The sequence below is a fragment of the Psychrobacter sp. AOP22-C1-C5 genome (genome assembly GCF_052378885.1).
Taxonomy (GTDB): domain Bacteria; phylum Pseudomonadota; class Gammaproteobacteria; order Pseudomonadales; family Moraxellaceae; genus Psychrobacter.
The window spans coordinates 163,637-178,056 of sequence record NZ_JBQSYC010000004.1; the positions used below are offsets into that span (position 1 = coordinate 163,637).

Here is a 14,420-nt window from a genome sequence, read left to right on the forward strand (position 1 = left end):
GATAAAAGAATAGTTTACATTAATCAGTATTTGTCTTGGCTGCATTACCTCTGGGTGTCAATAACTGCTGTGACGTCACGTCTCTAGCATGACGACAATCTACCTGCGGACGTATTACATCACGGAGATAGGCGGCAACTTCGTAGACCGCACGCCTTGAATGACTTAAGTTTTGCGCAGGTTTCATCCAGTCACGATTGACAGGTAGAGGCGCACTAAGTGGCGTGCTATTAATACCGTTTAAGGCAAACTGTCTGCGGGCACGAGCCATATGGTAGCTGTCGGTAATCAGATACACGTGATGCAGTGGAATACGCTTGGCGGTGAAACGTGCGTTTTCACAAGTATTCATACTGGCATTTTCGCTGATCAATCCATCGATGCCATGCTCAATAAGCCATTGACCTAACCACGGCGCTTCAGCACCGCTTAACACAATAGGCAAGGGTAGATCGTGATAGGCGCTGGCAGCAGTGCGTGCGCGGTTGAGACTATAATCGTTTAGTACGATTTGATTGTCATTGTCATTGGTAAGGCCGCCGCCTAATACCACGTAAGCAGTTGGCGGCGAACTCATTGCAGCGCCAGACAAGTTCGGTAACGGCAATAAAGAAAATACATAAACGATCGCTTGAGAAAACAGCGGTGTAAATAAACTGATAACGACTAAAATGACGGTCGTTGAACCAAGTAGAAAGGTGATATTGATAATACGAAGTAGCTTCATCATACGCTCAGCTGAACGCAAGTAGTACTGCCAGAGCCGCTTAGACAACGGGCGCTTTCCTGACTGTTTGGATGACAGTCGTTTAGACTTTGACGATTTACGCCACATGCTCATCATATCCAATAGAGCCGTCCGCATTTACCCAAACTGGCTCACGCGATAACTGAATTGCGAATTTTTCATAGACGGCGTTGGAAATATATCTTTGTGCAGTGGCAACATCGTCTTGAGTTGCTTGATAAGGCGTATGGTTGGTAAGTACCAGTGCTTGCTGCTGATGAGTGACAATTGGTGCAATACCGCCACCTTTTAAACCTGCCTGTTCAATAAGCCAGCCTGCAGCCACCTTTACCATCGCATCAGGCATCGAGTAGCCAACGATAGCAGGATAGGTGGTTTGTAACGCCGTAAATTGCTCTTGAGGGATAATAGGGTTTTGAAAAAAACTGCCACAATTAGGTAACTGCTTAGGATCAGGCAGTTTTTGCTGTCGAATATCTATAATCGCTTGCATAACATCGGCAGGCTCAGCTTGCAATCGTCCTTGCTGTTCAGCATAGCGCTCGGTCACTGCTCGCACATCGCCGTAACTGGCTAAGATTTTTTTTGCATCCGTATGTAATCTAAAACCAACGCAGCTGATCAACCAAGTATTTGGCGATTGTTTGAAAATACTGTCGCGGTAGCCGAACTCACAGTCTACTCTTGTTAAATGATGCCATGTTCTAGTTGGCAGATGATAAGCGCGTACGTACTGCAAGCAGTCTTCTAACTGAACGCCATAAGCGCCAATATTTTGTACAGGAGCAGCTCCCGTAAGACCGGGTATCAGCGCTAGATTTTCGAGACCGTACCAACCTTGACTGACAGTATGTACCACCAAATCGTGCCAGTTTTCACCCGCCATCACTTCGATATCAACGTACTTATCTGTTTGCGCCATTAGCGTAATACCACGCATCTGAGGCTGCAACACAATCGCTTCTAGCGCTGCTGGTAAGAGGACATTGCTCCCGCCAGACAGCACAAACAATGGCAAATTATGCTCTGTATTTTCTGAATAGCTTGTCATAAAAACATCAAGCTGAGCCTCATTCGTCAGCGTCACTACAGAGTCAGCGACACAGGCTAATGCCATGGTGTTACCATGTGACAAGTCAACCAATTGACTGGACATCAATCCATTCGGTGAGTCAGTAGCTATAATAGATTGAGCGCTAGCATCAGAGCGTGAAGTTGAAATCATAAGGCAGCCTATCTGGCAAATAAATAGCGAATCGTGCGGCATTTATTATAAAGGATACAGAGTATAAAAGTGGTGGAAATGTAGCGTTTGTCCTTAACAAGCCTTCCAGCTTTCGATCCAAGCTTGTGCGCTTGATTCAATACGCTCAATCACTTCTTCAAAATCGTCGCTATCTCCTTTATACGGGTCTGGCACATCGTCTCCACCGTAATTGGGGTCTTCTTCGCTGAACAGCGCGAGCATAGCCAAATTGTCCTCTGTGTTTATCAAACCGTTTTTGATGGCTTGCAAATCCGCTAAATTCTGCGCATCCATCGCTAAGATTAAGTCAAAATTGCGAAAGTCGTCAGCACTTACTTGCCGCGCAACCAGTTTGTTGATTTTATATCCATGTGACTTTGCATGGCGCTGTGAACGTTCATCGGGCGTACGACCTACATGCCAATCACTTGTGCCTGCTGAATCCACTTTGATCGACAATCCAGCAATCGCTGCTTGCTGACGGAAAATTTCCTCAGCAGTAGGAGATCGGCAAATATTTCCTAAGCAAACCACTAGTACAGACGATGGAGTACAGGTTTTTAGCAGCATAATATGACCTTTTATAACGAAAAAAACATGCTATAAGAAACCAGCATCGTGAGTGTGGCTCTTATTAACATGCAATCGATTAAAAAACAGCCGCCAGCGTAACGGTTAATGCCCTAAATGGCAAGGTTAGAGGCTGAACAATACGGTCATAGGGCAACCAGAAAATGACCAAGGTTGAAGTACCGTATTACTTTTAGGCGGTTTAATTATAGACGATAGACAGCGTGATTTAGTATTTCTGCTATACGATTTTAGCCTGATTATTCTTGCTTGCTTTTAAACCGTTGAATATCACGGCGCTCTTTTTTATTGGGTTTGTTATCCGGGCGGGCGAGATTGGCAAGCTTGCGCTGCTCAGCATAATAAGCGCGGCGCACTTCGCTCTCCTCAGTCTCTGAATACAGCACTTGGGCAGCGGCAGCATTTCCACGTTGGGCAGTAAGTGCTTCGACAATGACCGTCTTTTCGGTCATAGCGGTAGCTGAACCTTGGCGAATGGTCAGCTCGTCTCCGACTGAGATCTCTTTGCTGGTTTTTACACGGCTACCACCATAATGTACGCGTCCACTTTCAATCGCTTCTTTGGCAAGCGTGCGCGTCCGATAAAAACGTGCGGCCCACAGCCATTTATCAAGACGAATCTTAGCTAAGGCCTGATTTTTGTCATCCGTATTGCTTTTCATAATAGCCCTTTTGTATTGAATTCTGTATCTATCTAAAACGAAACAATACCAATAATATTAGGGCAAATTCTATTTTTGCAAATAGATTTTTATCATTAATTACAAAGAGGTAGCCGCTTTGAGTTAAGGCTTATGATAATTGGCAACCTTTACAGCCATTGTCGTTGCGTGGTCTGAATCTAGCTTTTCTAAGCCACTTATCACTCCCGAAATATTTTCTGCTGTTTTATTTTGGCTCAATTTATATTGGGCTTGTATGGAGTCGATTGTGAGTTTGAAGCCAATAATACCTCGGCACATTGCATTAATATAGCCAACAGGTGCATCGTCCAATGACCAAGGATTGTCTGAAATAATTTCTTGCTGCGCAGTCATTGTTTCTAATATCCACTTAAGGTTATTAGGCTCTTCAATCAATTCAATTGTGGATTGAATATGCACACTTTGGTAATTCCAAGTAGGTACTTCTTTGTGCGTTTTTGCTTTGGTAGGATACCAGTTGGGGCTAATATAATGTCCTGAGTCTTGAAAAATAATGAGCCAAGAAGTGGTCGGCAAAGCATTCTTATAAATGGGGTTTTTGCGACCAAAATGTCCATAAAGACTACCGTAGTTATTGTCAGTGTCTTCTTGATACCAAAATAGAGGTATGTGGCAGGCTTCAATACCATCAGCCGTTTGCGCGATTAATGTCGCTAAAGGGTTCGCCGCTATAAAATCAATGATGCGGTCAAAATTGTCTTCAGCGAAAATGGATGGAATATGCATGGCGTTCTCAGTGTTTGTATTATATAAAATTAGTTACACCACTGTTCTTCACAAGGTACACCGTCATTGTTGCCATCCATTTTAGTATTAGGACAGTTATTACTAAAGTAAGTGGCTTCTGCACAAGAAGTCATTTGCGAGCAATGCTGTCTACCATCACATGCATAGCTTGGCGCTGCTTGCTGTGTACTTAATACTGTTTTTCCTACTGGAGCTGATACCGTCTCTAGGTCTGAATCAACATACGTTGGTGGTATGTCATCAAAGTCAGGAGATGTAGAGGCCGGAGTGGTCGACGTGTCAGTCGCAACATCAGCTGTAGCGTTATTGATCGAGTTTTCAGGTTGAAGAATTCTATAGCCTACAAGGGCCAAAATTAGCACCATTACAATCGTTAGTATTTTTTTCATAACTGACCAGTGCCTGTTAATAAATGCTGTAAACAATAAGTGCTAAAAGCAAGCAGTTACTATCAATTTAACGTGGCAGTTTTTCAATTGATTAAAAAACTGCCACGATAGATGATGATTTATATTTATTATGACTACTTTAAAAACAACTGATACCCAATATTATCGTTCAGCATTGTACAGTCATAACCGATATCGAGTAGCGCATCTTGTAGCTGACGCGAGTTGCTTTCTGTGGCTTGTAGACCGACTAACACGCGTCCTTCAGCAGCGCCATGGTTGCGATAATGGAACAAGGTAATATTAAAATCATCGCCCAATTTTTCTAAGAATGTCAACAAGGCACCTGGTCGCTCTGGGAATGCTACTTTTAATAATTGCTCGTTTTCGATACGAGCATGACCACCAATCAAATGACGAATATGCGACTTTGCAATATCGTCATCTGTTAAGTCATGAGCTTCGTAGCCATCAGCTGTCAATTGGTTACTAATCGTCTGTCTTTCTTTTTCGCCTTCTTTTAGAGCAATACCCACAAAGATTGATGCAGGCTCCATTGAGTCCGGCGATTTTTTACTATCGGCGCGGTAGTTAAATTCAGTGATGTTGCGACCATGTAGGCTGCGGCAGAAGTTTAAAAATGCGCCTGTCTGTTCAGGAATGGTCACACCAAAGATGGCTTCTTTTTTCTCACCGATTTCGGTACGCTCAGCGATATAACGCAAACGATCAAAGTTCATGTTAGCACCGCAAATGATGCCGACGCAGTTTTTGCCTTGTAGATTATTGGCTGCGATATATTTTTTCATGCCAGCCACTGATAAGGCACCAGCAGGCTCAACGATACTACGGTTTTCTTCAAAGATGTCTTTGACAGCGGCGCAGACTTCATCATTGGTACAAGTGATGACCTCAGGCTCGACCACTGGGCCAGAGTTATCGCTTTTTTGCGTACGTATCACGTCAAAAGGCAACTCACCAATTTGCGCCACGGCTACGCCATCTACAAACAGTCCTACTTGCTCGAGTCTCACGCGCTCACCTGTTTCAAGTGCGGCCTTTAAGCAGGCGGATTGGTCTGCTTCTACGGCGATGACTTTGACGTGTGGTGCCACTTCTCCTAAGAATGCTGCCACGCCAGAGATGAGACCACCCCCACCAACTGCAACAAAAACGTAATCCATGTTGCGCCACTGCTGGGTCAGTTCAAGTCCAATGGTGCCTTGTCCAGCAATAACCAGCTCATCATCGTAGGGCGGAATAAAGGTCAAACCCTCGCGCTCAGCACGATCAATCGCATAACGGTTGGCTTGGTCAAAGCTATCACCATGCAAATCAACATTACCGCCAAGCGCTCTTACTGCATCTACTTTGATATCCGGGGTGGTGGTCGGCATAACAATGATGTTGTTGAGTGATAACTTGCGGGCAGAGTAGGCAACGCCTTGGGCGTGATTACCAGCTGAGGCACAAATCACACCACGCGCTTTTTGCTCGTCACTCAATTGACTGATACGGTTATAAGCACCGCGTAATTTAAAGGATTTAACGGGCTGCAAATCTTCACGCTTAAATCGAATGTCATTGGAAAAACGTTGAGTCAACTTGGGTGCAGCTTCTAGTGGTGTTTGAATAGCAACGTCATAGACGGTGGCTTGCAAAATGGCTCGTACCCAGTGTGACAACATAGTGATTCCTAAACAGATGATAGATGAATATAAAAAATGAAATAGATTAGCCTATGCTGATTTTAGGTGTCTTGCAAGACACAATTGCAGTTTTGTGGCAAATTTCTGCTTTGGTCTGCTTTCATGCAAAATCAGATAGGTTTTTAGGAAAATTCATTTATTAAACACTTGAGTTATTTTTATATGTCTGTATTATTGGACATATGGAAATAACTACTGCAATCGCAAGCTTTGCTGCGCTCTCTCAAGACACTCGTTTAAATGCCTTCAAGTTACTTGTCACTCAAGAACCTGATGGTCTGCCTGCGGGTGAAATAGCCCGTCAGCTGTCCGTGCCACATAATACGATGTCGGCACATTTGGCGGTGCTGGCACGAGCGGGATGGGTGGTCTCAAAAAGGCAGAGTCGCCAAATCATCTATCGCGCTTCGCTGTCCCATATGGAGTCTGTGGTACAGTTTTTACTACAAGACTGCTGTGCAGGACATCCTGAGTTGTGTTCTTCTCTGATAGATAGCTTGAGTGGATGCGACGCAGTCAAAGCGGACAGTTAAAACGACAATTGATATTTCAATCAATATTATAAATACACTCGTAAAACACATGAGGTTGCTATGAAACCGCTGAAACAATTGAAGCCATTAATTTTTCATAACCCTAATTGCGGTACTTCCCGTAATACTTTGGCTATTATGATAGCGTCGGGCGAGCAGCCAGAAGTGGTGGAATACCTAAAAACACCACCAACGCGTGACTACTTGGTTGAGCTATTGGCAAAAATGAAAACCTCTCCACGAGAGTTACTACGAAGCAAAGAGCCGATCAATGATGAGCTGGGCTTAGATAATCCTAAGCTTTCTGATGATCAAATTATCGACGCGATGATGGCGCATCCTATTTTAATCAACCGTCCTATTGTCGTCACTGACAAAGGTGCAGCATTGTGCCGTCCCTCAGAGCGTGTGTTTGAGTTGTTAGACAATCCTGTCAGTAGCTTCACCAAAGAAGATGGAGAGGTTATTCATCATGGCAAACGTTAAAGACAAACAAACAATGACAGCCTTTGAGGCTAACGCAGTGGATTTTGCAGAGTTACCCAATATTGATCCGGACAATATACAACCAATTGACATTGAATCCCTAGTTGGCACCAATGATCCGCGTCATCCGCCTAAGATATTAGTCTTGTACGGTTCTTTACGCACGCGCTCGTTTTCTAAACTGGCGGCTGTAGAGGCAAGTCGCTTATTGCGTTGGTATGGCTGTGACGTCAAAATGTTTGACCCATCTGGTTTGCCGTTGCCAGATGATGCAGATACTGAGCATCCCAAAGTACAAGAATTACGAGAACTGGCACAGTGGTCAGAAGGCATGCTTTGGGTCAGTCCAGAACGTCATGGTAGTATGACCAGTATTATGAAAGCCCAAATTGATTGGATACCGTTATCACTTGGTGGTGTGCGTCCGACCCAAGGCAAAACGCTGGCTTTAATGCAAGTGAGTGGCGGCAGTCAAAGCTTTAATACGGTCAATCAACTACGTATTCTTGGTCGTTGGATGCGCATGATTACGATACCCAATCAATCGTCTATCCCAAAAGCATTTTTAGAGTTCAATGACGATGATCGTATGGATATGTCTCCTTTATATCTGCGTCTCGTTGATGTCTGTGAAGAGCTGGTGAAGTTCACTTGGCTCACGCGCGGCCGCTCAGAATATCTAACGGACCGTTACTCAGAACGCATAGAAAGCGCTGAAGCAGTCTCACAACGTGTCAATCAAAAATCGATTTAGTCTCCTTGCTACATTCGATGGTTAAGATTGGATAGACTCAATTGAGTCTGCTTAAATAAAGGTGTTCAATGCTCGCATTTGTTATTTTTATTATAACCTTGGTTTTGGTGATATGGCAGCCTAAAGGATTGGGCATTGGTTGGAGCGCGCTTGGCGGGGCGTTGGTGGGCTTGGCTTTTGGCGTGGTACAGTTGTCTGATGTGGGCGTCGTTTGGGATATTGTTTGGGATGCAACCTTTACCTTTGTGGCGCTTATTATCATCTCACTTATTTTAGATAGAGCAGGGTTTTTTGGGTGGTCGGCACTACATGTGGCAAGGCTGGGCAATGGACAAGGCCGTTTACTGTTTCCTATGATTGTTATCTTAGGGGCGTTTATTTCGGCGTTTTTTGCCAATGACGGTGCCGCGTTACTCTTGACACCGATTGTTATCGCTATTCTACTACGTTTGAATTTTTCGCCACCATCTGCGCTAGCTTTTATCATAGCGACTGGCTTTATTGCTGATACGGCAAGTTTGCCATTGGTGACGTCTAATTTAGTTAATATTGTCAGTGCCAATTATTTCGACATTGGTTTCGGGCGTTATGCGGCAGTTATGGTGCCAGTTAATATTGTCTCTGTGATAGCGACGTTGGCAGTATTATGGGTTGTATATGCCCGCCATATTCCAAAACAGTATTCAATTGATAATTTGAGTGCGCCGGCATCCGCTATTGAAGACCCGTTGGTTTTTAAAGCTGCATTTCCGTTATTGGCACTATTGCTTATTGCTTATTTTTCGACCGAGTCACTAGGCATTCCTATTTCTCTGGTCACTGGTGCCGCAGCGTTATTGCTCATGGCAATCGCAAGCCGCTTTTGGCAAGGCGGTCGCGGTGCTGTGGTGTCTGTCCTTGATGTGGTGCGTGACGCACCTTGGCAAATTGTACTGTTTTCAATTGGCATGTACTTAGTGGTTTATGGCTTGGGCAACGCTGGGCTAACCGCTTATGGCGCACAAGTTTTGAATTGGTTAGGGAAGCAGGGCACTATTGTCGCAACGTTGGGCACTGGTTTCTTATCGGCTATTGTGGCATCTGTTATGAATAACATGCCAGCGACGCTGGTCGGCGCACTGGCGATTGATAGCTCGCAAGTCCCGGAAGCAACTCGAGAGCTGATGATATACGCCAATGTAATTGGTAATGATTTGGGGCCAAAATTTACGCCTATTGGTAGTCTTGCGACTTTATTGTGGTTGCATGTATTGGCAGAAAAGGATTATAAAATCAGCTGGGGCCAGTATATGAAAATTGGTTTGCTTATCACGCCGCCTGTGTTATTAGCGACATTGCTGGCCTTAGTGTTTTGGTTGCCTTATTTGTCAAATTTTTAAACTAAGTTTTAAAAAATTAGTATGAGCTATAACTGTAGTCAGTTCAAAATAAGGTCGATACGTTAATATCCTCGTACTAATGGGATAAATTGTTCTTGCTTGCTGTTCGCAGGCGTGACAGAGGCTGCGAAAACTTTATCCCATTAGCACTCTGTATTGGTTTTAAATAAAATAGACAATATTAGAAAAGGTATTACGCTGACATTCAGTAAAGTCATCGGTTATAATAGCGGCGCATCTACCTTTTTTAGCCTTTTATTTTTTTTAAGACGATACGTTTATTCTACCAAGGATCTATGATGAGTGATCAGCAAGCCCAAAAGCAAGCCGCCGCCAAAGCAGCGCTAAACTATATCGAAGATGACATGATACTTGGTGTGGGGACGGGTAGTACGGTCAACTGTTTGATTGAGTTATTGCCAACATTAAAGCTTGCTGGCGCGGTTGCAAGCTCGCAGGTGACGGAAGATAGATTACGTGCACTTGGTATTGAGATAGTAGATTTGAATTTTGCGGGCACGCTGGATGTTTATATCGATGGCGCTGATGAAGTAAATGAGCATTTGCAATTGATAAAGGGCGGCGGCGGTGCACTCACTCGTGAAAAAATAGTGGCAGCAGCATCAAATAAGTTCGTGTGTATGGTGGATGCCAGTAAAAGTGTCGAGATACTAGGTCGTTCTTTTCCAGTGCCGATAGAAGTATTGCCACAGGCGCGTTCTTATGTGGCGCGGCAATTGGCGCAATTGGGCGGTGAGCCTGTTTACCGTGAAGACTTTGTCACGGATTATGGTAATGTGATTCTTGACACGTATGATTTGGATGTGAGCGATCCAGTAGCGCTTGAACAAACACTCAACAATATCGTAGGCGTAGTCTGTAATGGTATTTTTGCTGCCAATCAAGCGGATGTATTGCTCAAAGCCAGCAGTAACGGGGTGGAAACATTGCTCCGTTAATCGGTGGCTAACGGTTGGATAAACACAAAAAAGGCAGACCACATTATATGTGATCTGCCTTTTTTTATTTGCTGCTGTTTGTTTTTTACAACACTATTTTCAGATCGCAATTTTAAAGCAGACAAGATAAATTCAGTAACGCACTACTGGTAAAATTTTTCTTGCTTGCTGTTCGCAAGCGTGACAGAGGCTGCGAAAACTCTCGTTTAAAGATAAGCATACCAGTAACGCTTTCTTCTTTTCAAAACGAATTGATAACAGTTACTCGGCTAAGCTGGTAGCTTAATTTTGTCTTTTAATAAAAACTCTATCAGAGCTTTTTGTGCATGCAACCGGTTTTCTGCCTCATCCCACACCACTGAACGTGGATCATTCAGCATATCATGAGAAATCTCCTCACCGCGATGCGCAGGCAGACAGTGCATAAATATCACATCAGGATCAGCTTTATCCAGCAATGATGGGGTCACTTGATAAGGGGCAAAACGGCGGGCGCGGGTGTTTTGCTCGGACTCTTGTCCCATACTTGCCCACACATCGGTGACAATTAAGTTAGCGTCTTTTGCAGCATCCTGTACGTTTTCAACCAAGCTGACACAATGAGAGAAACGCTCCATCAATTTTGGGTCTGGCTCAAAGCCATAAGGCGCGGCTACTCGTAGCTCAAAGCCAAACTGATTGGCCGCTTGCATAAAGGAGGAGCACATATTGTTACCATCACCGACCCACGTGACGATTTTATTTTCAATACTACCGCGATGCTCATAATAGGTTTGCATATCAGCAAGTAGCTGGCAAGGATGAAATTCATCAGTCAGCGCATTGATAATGGGCACACTTGAGTATTCTGCAAAAGTCTCGACCTTTTCGTGACCAAAGGTACGAATCATGATGATATCAACCATACTAGAAATAACACGTGCTGAGTCTTCTAATGGTTCGCCGCGTCCAAGCTGAGTATCATTTGGTGATAAAAAGATGGCACTACCGCCGAATTGACCCATACCAGTTTCAAAAGAAATACGGGTACGCGTAGAGGACTTTTCAAAAATCATCCCAAGTGTACGACCCACAAAGGGCTGATATATCTCGCCTGCGTGTTGCATCTTACGCAGTTCACTGGCGCGTTTGATCAGGGTTTCTAGTTCTTGTTTGGTTAAATCAGATAAGGTCAAAAAATGGCGCAAACTCATAGTAGTCCTAGCATTTAATCGCAGTCAGTGAAATGTTATCAGTCTTTAATAGCATCGCATTAGTGCGCATACTGGGGTGACAACAAACTTTTAGTATAGCGCAATTAATTCCAATGTAAACGCTCAATTTACTATGATTGATAAGTCACCCAGACAAGCGGTAAGTTCTTAATATCTGACAGCGATTACGCTTGGAGACGCTTTGGTCGCATGGTCACACGGCACAATAACTCATAGCTGATCGTGCCCGCATGCGCTGCGACTTCGTCAACATGCGGTGCGCTACCCCATAGTATCACCTTGCTATTCAATAAAGGCACCTCTGCTGGAACCTTACTGACATCAATGACAATCATGTCCATTGCCACACGTCCAATCACTGCGCATGGATAGCTGTGATTACTTGTGTCATCGATGACAGAAACGTAGGCATCATCGTTTACCACACGTGGATAGCCGTCACCATAGCCAACGCTCACCAAAGCCGTTTTGGTATCCTGCTGCGCTATCCAGCGACTACCGTAGCCGATACCGTCGTTTGCACTGACTGTTTGTAATGCGATAATCTGTGCGCTAAAGTCCATAGCGGATTGTAAGTCTAATTCTTGTGCGGTTTTATCAATGACGGGTGAGCTACCATACAATATAATACCGGGACGTACCCAATCATAATGGTGCTCTGAGAAATTGACGATGCCGGCCGAATTGCACAATGACCCTTTGATAGTTGGGCTAATGGTACTTTGTAAAATCGCCAATACGTCCGTAAAACGCTGAATTTGCATCGCATTTAATGGGTGATCGTGGTCATCAGCATTGGCAAAATGTGTGGTCAAGATCAGCTGGTATCCTGTCTCTTTTAACTGCCTAGCAGCGTTAATAACGCCCTCGGCATTGAAGCCTAGGCGGTTCATGCCAGTATTGTATTTTAGCCAGACTACTCTGGTTGCGCTATCAGCTGGTGGGACATTGTCCAATGCCCACGTCAGTTGCGGCACATGATGAATCACGCAGCTCACATCTTGTTCAATCGCCTGCTGCCACTCATCGGCGGTAAACGCCCCTTCTACCAAACCAATGGTTTTGTTCCAGCCCAATTGTCTTGCTTCTAACGCCTCGGTAAAGGTAGCAACGCCAATACCATCTGCTTGCGTTAACGCTGGTAGTACTGCTGCCACCCCGTGACCATAGGCATTGGATTTAACCATTGCAAGGACTTTGGATTGGGGTGCCAGTTTTTTGACCTGATTGAGGTTGTGAGTAATGGCTTTTGGTTTGATGGTAATGGTACGCATAATCGCCTTCTTTATTAGCAAAATGTCGAAATTAGCAGAGCTATGGAATGATAGTAGGAAAGCATAAAGCCAGTGGCGCATCAATCATGTTGATGCACCACTGGCTATTTTATAAATTATTTTTTGATGGTTATTCTCGGTTCGGCTCAGATGCGAGCGTTGCTTCTGACTAAGTATATAGTGATTTATTTAAAATCGACTATATTATTCATCATTCTCAAAACTGACGCCTTGATAGTATTCTGGCGTCAAGTTGATAAAGCGGGTAAATTGTCCTTCAAAGCCCAAACGTACAGTACCAATAGGGCCGTTACGCTGTTTACCAATGATAATTTCAGCCACGCCTTTGTGGTCTGAGTTCTCATTATAAACCTCATCACGATAGATGAACATAATCAAATCGGCATCCTGCTCAATCGCACCAGACTCACGCAAATCCGACATAATAGGGCGTTTGTTCGGTCGGTTCTCAAGACTGCGGTTAAGCTGCGATAAGGCAATGACGGGACATTCAAGCTCACGAGCCAGCGCTTTCAAGCTACGAGAAATTTCAGAAATCTCGCCCACACGGTTGCCGTCTAGGTTCGGTACTTTCATTAACTGGAGATAATCGACGACGATAGCGCCTAGACGACCATCATGGTTCTTGGCAATACGTCGGCAGCGCGAGCGCATCTCAGATGGCGGCAGAGCCGTACTATCATCAATGTATAAGTGCTTAGATTGCAGATGCTGAATGGCATTCATCATTTTTGCCCATTCATCTTCATTCATTTGCCCAGATCGCAGATGTGTCTGGTTAATCGCGCCCCACGACGACAGCAAACGCATCACGATAGATTCGGCTGGCATTTCCATCGAAAACACCACGACTGGCAAATCTTCGTTAAACAACACCCCTTCTGCCAAGTTCATGGCAAAGGTGGTTTTACCCATAGAAGGACGGGCAGCGACAATGATCAAGTCACCTGCTTGTAGACCTTGTGTTTTATTATTTAATTCAACAAATGGCGTTTGTAGACCAATCATGCCGTCTGGGTTTGATTTTAGTTCTTGGATTTTGTCGATAACATTGGTTAATACAGCCGTAATACCAACAGGACCACGCTGCTCGGCACGTTTGTTGTGCTGCTCATTGATACTGAATATCTTACCCTCGACATTGTCTAAAATGTCGCTGACGGTCTGATCTTTTGGATTATAGGCAAGCGACAGCATCTCGTTACCTGTGGTAATCAGCTGACGCAAGGTTGAGAGCTCGCGCACGCGCTGCGCATAAGCGGTAAGGTTAAACAACGTTGCAGGGCTTTGACTTAAAATATCGGCCAAATAACTATCACCACCCGCACTTTTTAGAATTTTTTGAGCTTCCAACCAGTCATGCACCATGACCGTATCATAAGGTTCATTGACCGCGGCCAAATGTGCAATCGCATCGAAAATATACTGATGTCGTCCCGCATAAAAGTCATCTTTGGTGACGATGTCTGCAATCTTGTCATACGCCTCTTCGATACTCATCAAAGACGCAAGCAATGCCTTTTCAATATCAATATTGTGCGGCGGTGTCTGGTTGAGTAAGTCGTCGGTTTTTTCGGTATCTGCCATGAGTGCCCAATGTGTCAAAAGTCGGTATAAAAGAGAGATTGTTATCAGAGTAGATAGTGACGATAGTGCACAATGCACA

General features: G+C 44.4%; 15 protein-coding genes. 5 read left to right on the plus strand and 10 right to left on the minus strand.

Going from position 1 to position 14,420, the window contains the following annotated elements:
- Window positions 1-19 precede the first annotated feature (19 nt).
- From ACT3TH_RS07610 to ilvA, 7 genes are all read right to left on the minus strand, one after another.
- Window positions 20-835, minus strand: a complete 816-nt coding sequence (locus ACT3TH_RS07610) for a YdcF family protein (protein ID WP_444755247.1) — start codon at window positions 833-835, stop codon at window positions 20-22.
- Window positions 825-1,904 carry a UDP-N-acetylmuramate dehydrogenase gene (gene murB / locus ACT3TH_RS07615; protein WP_444755366.1) on the minus strand — a complete coding sequence of 360 codons (1,080 nt, stop codon included), beginning with the start codon at window positions 1,902-1,904 and terminating at the stop codon, window positions 825-827. The genes ACT3TH_RS07610 and murB overlap by 11 nt, the downstream gene beginning before the upstream one ends.
- Window positions 1,905-2,066: 162 nt before the next feature.
- The gene (locus ACT3TH_RS07620) at window positions 2,067-2,564 is read right to left on the minus strand and encodes a low molecular weight protein-tyrosine-phosphatase (RefSeq protein WP_444755248.1); all 498 of its coding nucleotides are present in this window, start codon (window positions 2,562-2,564) and stop codon (window positions 2,067-2,069) included.
- Window positions 2,565-2,824: 260 nt separating this feature from the next.
- The gene (locus tag ACT3TH_RS07625) at window positions 2,825-3,247 is read right to left on the minus strand and encodes an RNA-binding S4 domain-containing protein (RefSeq protein WP_444755249.1); all 423 of its coding nucleotides are present in this window, start codon (window positions 3,245-3,247) and stop codon (window positions 2,825-2,827) included.
- A gap of 123 nt (window positions 3,248-3,370) precedes the next feature.
- Entirely contained in the window at window positions 3,371-4,015 is a 645-nt protein-coding gene (locus tag ACT3TH_RS07630; RefSeq protein ID WP_444755250.1) for an FMN-binding negative transcriptional regulator, read from the minus strand.
- A 29-nt stretch (window positions 4,016-4,044) separates the two neighbouring features.
- Window positions 4,045-4,425 (minus strand): excalibur calcium-binding domain-containing protein, encoded by a 381-nt coding sequence (locus tag ACT3TH_RS07635; RefSeq protein ID WP_444755251.1) that lies wholly within the window; start codon window positions 4,423-4,425, stop codon window positions 4,045-4,047.
- 134 nt (window positions 4,426-4,559) lie between these two features.
- A complete protein-coding gene (gene ilvA, locus ACT3TH_RS07640; RefSeq protein ID WP_444755252.1) occupies window positions 4,560-6,113 on the minus strand; it encodes a threonine ammonia-lyase, biosynthetic in 1,554 nt (517 codons plus the stop codon).
- Between the two features lie 203 nt (window positions 6,114-6,316).
- Here ilvA and ACT3TH_RS07645 point away from each other — a divergent pair, with 203 nt between their 5' ends.
- The 5 genes from ACT3TH_RS07645 (at window position 6,317) to rpiA (ending at window position 10,245) form a co-directional block, all read left to right on the plus strand.
- On the plus strand, window positions 6,317-6,667 hold the full coding sequence (locus tag ACT3TH_RS07645; protein ID WP_444755253.1) for an ArsR/SmtB family transcription factor: 351 nt from the start codon (window positions 6,317-6,319) through the stop codon (window positions 6,665-6,667).
- 60 nt (window positions 6,668-6,727) lie between these two features.
- Window positions 6,728-7,153: an arsenate reductase (glutaredoxin) gene (arsC, locus tag ACT3TH_RS07650; RefSeq protein ID WP_444755254.1), complete on the plus strand. Its 426-nt coding sequence runs from the start codon at window positions 6,728-6,730 to the stop codon at window positions 7,151-7,153.
- A gap of 13 nt (window positions 7,154-7,166) precedes the next feature.
- A complete protein-coding gene (gene arsH, locus ACT3TH_RS07655) occupies window positions 7,167-7,907 on the plus strand; it encodes an arsenical resistance protein ArsH (protein ID WP_444755367.1) in 741 nt (246 codons plus the stop codon).
- Window positions 7,908-7,975: 68 nt separating this feature from the next.
- Window positions 7,976-9,286, plus strand: a complete 1,311-nt coding sequence (locus ACT3TH_RS07660; protein WP_444755255.1) for an arsenic transporter — start codon at window positions 7,976-7,978, stop codon at window positions 9,284-9,286.
- A 299-nt stretch (window positions 9,287-9,585) separates the two neighbouring features.
- Window positions 9,586-10,245 (plus strand): ribose-5-phosphate isomerase RpiA, encoded by a 660-nt coding sequence (gene rpiA, locus ACT3TH_RS07665; protein WP_444755256.1) that lies wholly within the window; start codon window positions 9,586-9,588, stop codon window positions 10,243-10,245.
- Window positions 10,246-10,514: 269 nt separating this feature from the next.
- On the opposite strand, the gene argF is transcribed toward rpiA, so the two are convergent.
- The 3 genes from argF to dnaB all read right to left on the minus strand — a co-directional run bounded on the left by argF (window position 10,515) and on the right by dnaB (window position 14,341).
- On the minus strand, window positions 10,515-11,438 hold the full coding sequence (gene argF / locus ACT3TH_RS07670) for an ornithine carbamoyltransferase (protein WP_444755257.1): 924 nt from the start codon (window positions 11,436-11,438) through the stop codon (window positions 10,515-10,517).
- 185 nt (window positions 11,439-11,623) lie between these two features.
- Window positions 11,624-12,733: an alanine racemase gene (gene alr, locus ACT3TH_RS07675; RefSeq protein ID WP_444755258.1), complete on the minus strand. Its 1,110-nt coding sequence runs from the start codon at window positions 12,731-12,733 to the stop codon at window positions 11,624-11,626.
- 204 nt (window positions 12,734-12,937) lie between these two features.
- Entirely contained in the window at window positions 12,938-14,341 is a 1,404-nt protein-coding gene (dnaB, locus tag ACT3TH_RS07680) for a replicative DNA helicase (protein ID WP_444755259.1), read from the minus strand.
- Window positions 14,342-14,420 lie beyond the last annotated feature (79 nt).

Coding starts and splice junctions, on each gene's coding strand:
- arsH (WP_444755367.1), top strand. CDS start 7,167: ATGACAGCCTTTGAGGCTAACGCAGTGGATTTTGCAGAGTTACCCAAT.
- dnaB (WP_444755259.1), bottom strand. CDS start 14,341: ATGGCAGATACCGAAAAAACCGACGACTTACTCAACCAGACACCGCCG.
- rpiA (WP_444755256.1), top strand. CDS start 9,586: ATGAGTGATCAGCAAGCCCAAAAGCAAGCCGCCGCCAAAGCAGCGCTA.
- murB (WP_444755366.1), bottom strand. CDS start 1,904: ATGTCCAGTCAATTGGTTGACTTGTCACATGGTAACACCATGGCATTA.
- ACT3TH_RS07625 (WP_444755249.1), bottom strand. CDS start 3,247: ATGAAAAGCAATACGGATGACAAAAATCAGGCCTTAGCTAAGATTCGT.
- arsC (WP_444755254.1), top strand. CDS start 6,728: ATGAAACCGCTGAAACAATTGAAGCCATTAATTTTTCATAACCCTAAT.
- ACT3TH_RS07660 (WP_444755255.1), top strand. CDS start 7,976: ATGCTCGCATTTGTTATTTTTATTATAACCTTGGTTTTGGTGATATGG.
- ACT3TH_RS07635 (WP_444755251.1), bottom strand. CDS start 4,425: ATGAAAAAAATACTAACGATTGTAATGGTGCTAATTTTGGCCCTTGTA.
- alr (WP_444755258.1), bottom strand. CDS start 12,733: ATGCGTACCATTACCATCAAACCAAAAGCCATTACTCACAACCTCAAT.
- ACT3TH_RS07620 (WP_444755248.1), bottom strand. CDS start 2,564: ATGCTGCTAAAAACCTGTACTCCATCGTCTGTACTAGTGGTTTGCTTA.
- ACT3TH_RS07610 (WP_444755247.1), bottom strand. CDS start 835: ATGTGGCGTAAATCGTCAAAGTCTAAACGACTGTCATCCAAACAGTCA.
- argF (WP_444755257.1), bottom strand. CDS start 11,438: ATGAGTTTGCGCCATTTTTTGACCTTATCTGATTTAACCAAACAAGAA.
- ACT3TH_RS07630 (WP_444755250.1), bottom strand. CDS start 4,015: ATGCATATTCCATCCATTTTCGCTGAAGACAATTTTGACCGCATCATT.
- ilvA (WP_444755252.1), bottom strand. CDS start 6,113: ATGTTGTCACACTGGGTACGAGCCATTTTGCAAGCCACCGTCTATGAC.
- ACT3TH_RS07645 (WP_444755253.1), top strand. CDS start 6,317: ATGGAAATAACTACTGCAATCGCAAGCTTTGCTGCGCTCTCTCAAGAC.